Source organism: Mycobacterium sp. IS-836 (assembly GCF_001954275.1).
Lineage (GTDB): Bacteria > Actinomycetota > Actinomycetes > Mycobacteriales > Mycobacteriaceae > Mycobacterium.
Genome location: NZ_MBEU01000065.1, coordinates 25,415 through 32,331 on the forward strand (window position 1 = coordinate 25,415; position 6,917 = coordinate 32,331).

Sequence of the window (6,917 nt, forward strand, 5' to 3'; positions counted from 1 at the left end):
TCAGATCGATCCCCGCAGCCGGCCCGCCGTCACACGTGCTGGCCGCGATGCTTGCCCAGTTCGTTTTCGGCGTTACCCCAGCGCAGGCTGACATCGGTGGGTTCGTCGAGCTGCCGGGTGCGCCACCGGTCCTGGGTTTCCTGCACCGCGCCGTTGATTCGTTCGATCTCGCTGCGGAACACGTCGGGACGCGTTTCCTTGCTCGCGTAGTGGAAGTAGGTGAGCAGCCCGCGCAGCAGTTCCAGCTTCTGCTTTTCCCGCTTCGCCAGGTCGTGCGTCGTCATCAACTCGATGCGCTGAACGGGTGGCAGGGCCTCCCAGTCCAGCACCACGCTGGTCTCCAGCGGGCGGCGTTCGCGCTGCCAGAACCGCCATCCGCGCGGCGCATCGGGGCGGTCGTAGTAGATCACCTTGCCGGTAAAGCGCGACTCGATACCGCTTCCAATTTCGCCGCGGTCGAGCGCGGAATCCCACACCATTCGCCATTCCTGGCCGGGCGCTAGTACCGGCAGCTCGCGGGGAAGCTGCAGTGGGACGACATCGGCGTAGCCGTCCGACGCATTTTCGTATTCGGCCACGGTCGGGGGATTTGGAAATGAAAAGCGGATGTCATACGCCGCGGTCTGGCCGAAATTCCGGACCACGAGCTCGATCACGTGCCAGTCGGCGGCGTGCGGTTCCATGAGCATGGCGACGTGGGGTCGGGTCTGCTCCGACGCCAACCGGCGGCTGCGGTTGATCTGCCGGTTTGCGAACACCAGCGCGACGACGCCGAGCGCGATGGCCGCCCAGGCCGCCCACGCCAGCCAGGTGCTGGACCCGACATCGGTGACCCCGTGCCAGCTGTCCTGGATCCACCCCATTGAAACGGCCCTCCGCTTATCTGTCATCGCACGAATTTCGCTGGACTGATAGTAGAGGTGCCGGGCGAATATCGCCGCATTCCTGAGGCCGCTGAGTTTTTCAGCCGCCCATCAACATTCGCCACTGATCGAGGTTGGCGGGCCGGTACACGTAGTTGGACCGCTTGACCTCCGACAACGAGGCACTGGGATCCGTGGAATACCAGTGCCCCGGAAACACCGTCGGATCGCCGGGAAGCGCCGCGAGCTGCTGCAGGCTGCGATACATCTCGTCGGAGTCGCCGCCCGGAAAGTCGGTGCGCCCGCAGCCGTCGAGGAACAGCGTGTCACCCGCGACCAGTCGGCCGTCCAACAGGAAGCACTGGCTGCCGGGCGTGTGACCCGGCGTGTGCAACAGCTCGATTTCGATGTCGCCGATGCTGATCTTGTCGCGGTGCTCGTGGGTGGTGAGGTCGCCCAGCCCGATCCCGGTAACCCGCGAAACCCAAAGTGCCTCATGGGTATTCACGTGCACCGGCACGCTGGCTCGCTCCAGCAGCTCGGCCAGTCCCTTGAGCTCGAAGCCCATCATGTTTCCGCCCACATGGTCGGGGTGATGGTGGGTCACCAGCACCCCGGACAAGTGCATGTCATCGGCCTCCAGCGCTTCGAGCAGGTCGCCCGCGGCGTATGCCGGGTCGACCACCACACAATCTCCGGTCCGCCGGTCGCCGATCAGATAGGCGAAATTGCGCATTTGTGTCGCAAACATGTCGCCGGCGGCGAAATCGCGACCGGAAAGCAGTTGACGGAAGTACAGCCGGTCCTCGGACGAATCTGACACCTCACCAGACTATGACCCGCCGCCGTGCGCTTTCCGGCGCGCCCGCCAGCAGCCGCTTCAACCGGTCCGTACTGGGTATCGTTAGCCCATGCTGAAGAAGTTCGAGATCGACGTGGACTTCGAGCTTGTCCAGGAAGTGATACGCCGATACCACTTGGCCGACGCGCGCGAGGCCATCCATCTCGCGCTGCGGACCTTGCTCGGCGAAACGGATGCCGCTCACAAAGATCAGCGCGAGGGCGACTACGACGAGTTCAGCGACCTCAGCGCCTGGGAACCCCGCCGCAGGAGCGACACCGGTTAGACCTTGCCCCCGGCAATTCCAGGCCCGCGCCTGTGGTTTGGTGCCGTTGCGAGCCAGGCTGTACCCTCTTTTAGGCCCGCGGGACGACTGGTCGCTTCGGGCGAACGGCCCCCTTAGCTCAGTCGGTAGAGCGTTTCCATGGTAAGGAAAAGGTCAACGGTTCGATTCCGTTAGGGGGCTCGGCGGATGCCGAGCAGGCGTGGCGGCCCCGACCCAGGGTGGACAAGGCGATGTAGCTCAGTCGGTTAGAGCGAACGACTCATAATCGTTAGGTCGCCGGTTCGAGTCCGGCCATCGCTACAACACAACAACGCAATTTGAGAGATTTGAGAGAGAACCGTCATGGCTTCCAGTACCGACGTCCGGCCGAAGATCACCCTGGCGTGCGAGGTGTGCAAGCACCGTAACTACATCACCAAGAAGAATCGCCGCAACGACCCCGACCGGATGGAGCTGAAGAAGTTCTGCCCGAACTGTGGCAAGCATCAGGCGCACCGCGAGACCCGCTAGCGCGAACCGGCGACCGTTTATTGAGACTGACTAGGTAGATTCGAGAGCCGTGCCGTTAAAGACCAACATCGTCGGGATGCATTACCGCTATCCCGACCATTACGAAGTGGAGCGGGAGAAGATCCGCGAGTACGCGGTAGCCGTCCAGAATGACGACGCGCCCTTCTTCGAGGAGAAAGCGGCCGCCGAGCTGGGTTATCACGGTTTGCTGGCCCCGCTGACCTTCATCTCTGTGTTCGGCTACAAGGCCCAAAACGCGTTCTTCAACTACGCGAACATCGCGGTGGAGGACGCGCAGATCGTCCAGGTCGACCAGGTGCTGAAATACAAGAAGCCGATCGTCGACGGCGACAAGCTGTACTGCGACGTCTATGTGGACTCGGTCCGCCAGTCGCACGGCACCCAGATCATCGTGACCAAGAACATCGTCACCGACGACGCCGGTGACATCGTGCAGGAGACCTACACGACTCTCGCGGGCCGTGCCGGTGAGGATGGAGGAGAGGGATTTTCTGATGCCACTGCGTGAGTTCAGCTCGGTGAAGGTGGGTGACCGTCTCCCGGAGAGGACTTACCCGCTGACGCGCCAGGATCTGGTCAACTACGCGGGCGTCTCCGGGGACTTGAACCCGATTCACTGGGACGACGAGATCGCCAAGGTCGTCGGGCTGGACACCGCGATCGCCCACGGGATGTTGACCATGGGATTAGGCGGCGGCTACGTCACGTCGTGGGTCGGCGACCCGGGCGCGGTCACCGAGTACAACGTGCGGTTCACCGCCGTGGTCCCGGTGCCCAACGACGGCAAGGGCGCCGAGCTCGTGTTCAGCGGCAGGGTGAAATCGGTCGATCCGGAAAGCAAGTCCGTGACCATCGCACTCACGGCCACGGCGGGCGGCAAGAAGATCTTCGGCAGGGCCATCGCGTCCGCGACTCTGGCGTAGCCCATGGCGCTCAAGACCGATATCCGCGGGATGATCTGGCGGTATCCGGATTATTTCGTCGTGGGTCGCGAACAACTGCGTCAGTTTGCGCTATCCATCAAGAACAACCACCCGGCCCATCTCTACGAGGAGGCCGCCGCCGAACTCGGCCACGACGCGATCGTCGCACCGCTGACCTTCGCTACCATCTTCGCGAAGCTGGTCCAGCTGGATTTCTTCCGGCATGTCGACATCGGCATGGAGACCCTGGTGATCGTCCAGGTCGACCAGCGGTTTGTGTTCTCCAAGCCGATCAAGGCCGGCGACAAGCTGTGGGCCCGCATGGAAGTCCAATCGGTGCAGGAGCGCTTCGGCGCCGACATCGTCGTCACCAAGAACATCTGCACCACCGACGACGGTGAGGTGGTCTTGGAGGCCTATACCACGTTGATGAGCCAGTACAGCGACGGTTCCGCGAACCTGCGCTGGGACGCGGAGTCCGGCCAGGTCGTCCGAAGCGCGTAATTAGTATCTGACTCCTGCGTCGATGTACACTCGGACCTCGGGGTTTTCCCAATACAGCGCGCTGTCCGTCGGTTCGGCGATCACCGAACGGGGAGCGCGCGTGTCGTGTAGGCCCCGGTAGGTAAGCGCAGGTTGGCCTGCCAACCGCGAAGGGGCGTAGCTCAAATGGCAGAGCAGCGGTCTCCAAAACCGCAGGTTGCAGGTTCAAGTCCTGTCGCCCCTGCTGACGGCCAAGACGTGCCATGCTGGACACTAAAAGCCAACGAACAAAGGAGCATGCGGTGAGCGACGAGGGCAACGCTGCCAACGACGCCGCAAGCGACAGCGGCGAGACCGACGACAGCCGCGCCGGCGGTAGTCGGACCGCCGTGGTGACCAAGCCCGCGCGGCCCACCGGCAAGCGCTCCCGGCAGCGGGTCGCCGACGTCGACGAAGACGTCGACATCGAGTCGCCGGACGAGGCCGAGGACGAGGGCAAGACCAAGAAGACCCGGGCAGCCAAGAAGGACCGCAAGCAGGCCAAGAAACCGAAGAAGCCCGCCGGCCGTTCGGCTAACCCGTTCGTGTTCGTCTACAACTACCTCAAGCAGGTCGTTGGGGAGATGCGGAAGGTGATCTGGCCGAACCGCAAACAGATGGTCACCTACACCTCAGTGGTGCTGGCGTTTCTCGCCTTCATGGTGGCGCTGGTCGGTCTCGCGGACTTCGGGCTGACCAAGCTGGTCCTGTTGGTGTTCGGCTGAGCGAGTGACAGAGAGGACTGAAAACCGTGACTACCTTCGACGGTGACACGTCCGCGGGTGAGGCGGTCGACGTGCAGGAGGTCGCTGAGACCCCTGAGGTCGAGGCTCCCACCGAGCCGGCCGAGGCTCCCACCGAGCCGGCCGAGGAAATCGACCCGGCCGCCGCGCTCAAGGCGGAACTGCGCAGCAAACCCGGCGACTGGTACGTCGTGCACTCCTACGCGGGGTACGAGAACAAGGTCAAGGCCAACCTGGAAACCCGGGTGCAGAACCTGGACGTCGGCGACTACATCTTCCAGGTGGAAGTGCCGACCGAAGAGGTCACCGAGATCAAGAACGGCCAGCGCAAGCAGGTCAACCGCAAGGTGCTGCCCGGCTACATCCTGGTGCGCATGGACCTGACCGACGACTCGTGGTCCGCGGTGCGCAATACGCCCGGCGTGACCGGCTTCGTCGGGGCGACGTCCCGCCCGTCGGCGCTGGCGCTCGACGACGTGGTGAAGTTCCTGCTGCCCCCGGGCTCGTCGAAGAAAGCCGCCAAGGGCGCGGCCAGCACCGCCGCCGCCACCGAGGCGGGCGGCCTGGAACGTCCCGTCGTCGAGGTCGACTACGAGGTGGGCGAATCGGTGACGGTGATGGACGGGCCGTTCGCCACATTGCCGGCCACGATCAGCGAGGTCAACGGCGAACAGCAGAAGCTCAAGGTGCTGGTGTCGATCTTCGGCCGCGAAACGCCGGTGGAACTCACCTTCGGCCAAGTCTCCAAGATTTAACTCCCAGGAAGGAACGTCAACATCTCATGGCCCCGAAGAAGAAAGTCATCGGGCTGATCAAGCTGCAGATCCAGGCCGGGCAGGCCAACCCCGCTCCGCCGGTGGGACCCGCGCTCGGCCAGCACGGCGTCAACATCATGGAGTTCTGCAAGGCGTACAACGCCGCGACGGAGAACCAGCGCGGCAACGTCATCCCGGTGGAGATCACGGTCTACGAGGACCGCAGCTTCACCTTCGCGCTCAAGACACCGCCCGCCGCCAAGCTGCTGCTGAAAGCCGCGGGCGTGAGCAAGGGTTCGGCCGAGCCGCACAAGGACAAGGTCGCCAAGGTGACCTGGGACCAGTGTCGCGAGATCGCCGAGACCAAGAAGGCCGACCTCAACGCCAACGACATCGAGGCCGGCGCCAAGATCATCGCCGGGACCGCCCGGTCGATGGGGATCACGGTCGAGTAGCTCTCCGCCGTACCCCGTGGGAGGGCCAGCTTCGGCCCGCTTCGTAACCACAACCCAACACCAGATTGGATATTCAATGAGCAAGAACAGCAAGGCATTCCGCGCCGCCGCCGAAAAGGTGGACCGCAACAACCTCTATACCCCGCTGGAGGCGGCGAAGCTCGCCAAAGAGACATCCTCGACCAAGCAGGACGCCACCGTCGAGGTGGCGATCCGGCTCGGCGTCGACCCGCGCAAGGCGGACCAAATGGTGCGCGGCACAGTCAATCTGCCGCACGGCACCGGTAAGACCGCCCGGGTCGCCGTGTTCGCGGTCGGCGAAAAGGCCGAGCAGGCGCAGGCCGCCGGCGCCGACATCGTGGGCAGCGACGACCTGATCGAGAAGATTCAGGGCGGCTGGCTGGAATTCGACGCCGCGATCGCCACCCCCGACCAGATGGCCAAGGTCGGACGCATCGCCCGAGTGCTGGGTCCGCGCGGCCTGATGCCCAACCCCAAGACCGGCACGGTAACCCCCGACGTCGCCAAGGCGGTGGCCGACATCAAGGGCGGCAAGATCAATTTCCGCATCGACAAGCAGGCCAACCTGCACTTCGTCATCGGCAAGGCGTCGTTCGACGAGAAGAACCTCGCGGAGAACTACGGCGCCGCGATCGACGAGGTGCTGCGGCTCAAGCCGTCCTCGTCGAAGGGCCGCTACCTGAAGAAGATCACCGTGTCGACCACCACCGGCCCGGGCATTCCGGTCGACCCGTCGATCACCCGCAACTTCGCGGAGGCCTAGCCGCCGCACTCGGCGATTCGCCGGCGCAAGAACTCGCGGCCCGGCTCGGAACCGTTGGACTCCAACGCGATTCGGTACCACTCCACGGCGTCGGCCGGCCGGCCGGCCCGCCGCAGCAGATCGGCGCGCACCGTCGCGACGAGATTGGTTCGGGCCAGCCGGGGATCGTGCGCCACCTTCTCCAGCGCGGCCAGGCCCGCCCCCGGGCGGGCCG

Annotated in this window: 10 protein-coding genes, 3 tRNA genes and 2 pseudogenes; 12 read left to right on the forward strand and 3 right to left on the reverse strand. The window is 64.4% G+C overall.

Going from position 1 to position 6,917, the window contains the following annotated elements; all coding sequences use genetic code 11:
- Positions 1 to 890: pseudogene (locus tag A5747_RS17840) on the reverse strand (hypothetical protein).
- A 73-nt stretch (positions 891 to 963) separates the two neighbouring features.
- Entirely contained in the window at positions 964 to 1,686 is a 723-nt protein-coding gene (locus tag A5747_RS17845) for an MBL fold metallo-hydrolase (protein ID WP_076126646.1), read from the reverse strand.
- An 88-nt stretch (positions 1,687 to 1,774) separates the two neighbouring features.
- On the opposite strand from A5747_RS17845, the gene A5747_RS17850 reads away from it, so the two are divergent.
- From A5747_RS17850 to rplA, 12 genes are all read left to right on the forward strand, one after another.
- Positions 1,775 to 1,990, forward strand: coding sequence for a type II toxin-antitoxin system VapB family antitoxin (locus A5747_RS17850; RefSeq protein ID WP_076126649.1), 216 nt, complete (start codon positions 1,775 to 1,777; stop codon positions 1,988 to 1,990).
- Positions 1,991 to 2,097: 107 nt separating this feature from the next.
- A tRNA-Thr gene (locus tag A5747_RS17855) sits at positions 2,098 to 2,170 on the forward strand.
- A gap of 46 nt (positions 2,171 to 2,216) precedes the next feature.
- Positions 2,217 to 2,290: transfer RNA gene (locus A5747_RS17860), tRNA-Met, on the forward strand.
- Between the two features lie 42 nt (positions 2,291 to 2,332).
- Positions 2,333 to 2,500, forward strand: coding sequence for a 50S ribosomal protein L33 (gene rpmG, locus A5747_RS17865; RefSeq protein WP_007167776.1), 168 nt, complete (start codon positions 2,333 to 2,335; stop codon positions 2,498 to 2,500).
- A 76-nt stretch (positions 2,501 to 2,576) separates the two neighbouring features.
- Positions 2,577 to 3,029 carry a (3R)-hydroxyacyl-ACP dehydratase subunit HadA gene (hadA, locus tag A5747_RS17870; protein WP_369805130.1) on the forward strand — a complete coding sequence of 151 codons (453 nt, stop codon included), beginning with the start codon at positions 2,577 to 2,579 and terminating at the stop codon, positions 3,027 to 3,029.
- On the forward strand, positions 3,016 to 3,444 hold the full coding sequence (hadB, locus tag A5747_RS17875; protein WP_076126654.1) for a (3R)-hydroxyacyl-ACP dehydratase subunit HadB: 429 nt from the start codon (positions 3,016 to 3,018) through the stop codon (positions 3,442 to 3,444). The genes hadA and hadB overlap by 14 nt, the downstream gene beginning before the upstream one ends.
- 3 nt (positions 3,445 to 3,447) lie before the next feature.
- Positions 3,448 to 3,948, forward strand: a complete 501-nt coding sequence (hadC, locus tag A5747_RS17880) for a (3R)-hydroxyacyl-ACP dehydratase subunit HadC (protein WP_076126656.1) — start codon at positions 3,448 to 3,450, stop codon at positions 3,946 to 3,948.
- Positions 3,949 to 4,098: 150 nt separating this feature from the next.
- A tRNA-Trp gene (locus A5747_RS17885) sits at positions 4,099 to 4,171 on the forward strand.
- 58 nt (positions 4,172 to 4,229) lie between these two features.
- A complete protein-coding gene (gene secE / locus A5747_RS17890) occupies positions 4,230 to 4,691 on the forward strand; it encodes a preprotein translocase subunit SecE (protein ID WP_076126670.1) in 462 nt (153 codons plus the stop codon).
- Positions 4,692 to 4,717: 26 nt separating this feature from the next.
- Positions 4,718 to 5,464, forward strand: a complete 747-nt coding sequence (gene nusG, locus A5747_RS17895) for a transcription termination/antitermination protein NusG (protein ID WP_076126658.1) — start codon at positions 4,718 to 4,720, stop codon at positions 5,462 to 5,464.
- A 26-nt stretch (positions 5,465 to 5,490) separates the two neighbouring features.
- Entirely contained in the window at positions 5,491 to 5,919 is a 429-nt protein-coding gene (rplK, locus tag A5747_RS17900; RefSeq protein WP_076126660.1) for a 50S ribosomal protein L11, read from the forward strand.
- A 76-nt stretch (positions 5,920 to 5,995) separates the two neighbouring features.
- The gene (gene rplA, locus A5747_RS17905) at positions 5,996 to 6,703 is read left to right on the forward strand and encodes a 50S ribosomal protein L1 (RefSeq protein WP_076126663.1); all 708 of its coding nucleotides are present in this window, start codon (positions 5,996 to 5,998) and stop codon (positions 6,701 to 6,703) included.
- Here rplA and A5747_RS17910 read toward each other — a convergent pair.
- Positions 6,700 to 6,917 (reverse strand): annotated as a pseudogene (locus A5747_RS17910) (RNA polymerase subunit sigma-24); the annotation flags it as partial. The gene rplA and the pseudogene A5747_RS17910 sit on opposite strands and share 4 nt — an antisense overlap.